This is a genomic window from Mesorhizobium sp., from assembly GCF_004962925.1.
Lineage (GTDB): Bacteria > Pseudomonadota > Alphaproteobacteria > Rhizobiales > Rhizobiaceae > Mesorhizobium.
Genome location: NZ_SUEO01000275.1, coordinates 1 through 324 on the forward strand (window position 1 = coordinate 1; position 324 = coordinate 324).

1 protein-coding gene is annotated in these 324 nt (G+C 69.1%); it reads left to right on the forward strand.

The annotated features are described in order from the left end of the window. On the forward strand, positions 1-324 hold a 324-nt coding region (locus tag E5W87_RS32310; protein ID WP_367118902.1), incomplete at both ends, for a DUF6596 domain-containing protein.

Consider the following 324-nt stretch of genomic DNA (forward strand, 5'->3'; position numbering starts at 1 on the left):
GCGCGCGCCGCTGATCCTGCAGACCATTTTGGGCTTCGACGCGGCAACGATTGCCTCGGCCTTCCTGGTGTCGCCGGCAACGATGGGCCAGCGCCTGGTGCGCGCCAAAAGCCGCATCCGCGAGACCGGCATTCCATTCCGGGTGCCGGAGCGGGCAGAACTCGGCGAGCGGCTGGACGCGGTGCTGGAAGCGATCTACGCCGCGTTCGCCGAAGGCTGGTCAGACCCGGCCGGCACCGAAACCCGGCGCCGCAATCTCGCAACCGAAGGCATCTGGCTCGGCCGGCTGGTGGCGTCGCTGATGCCGGATGAACCGGAAGCGCT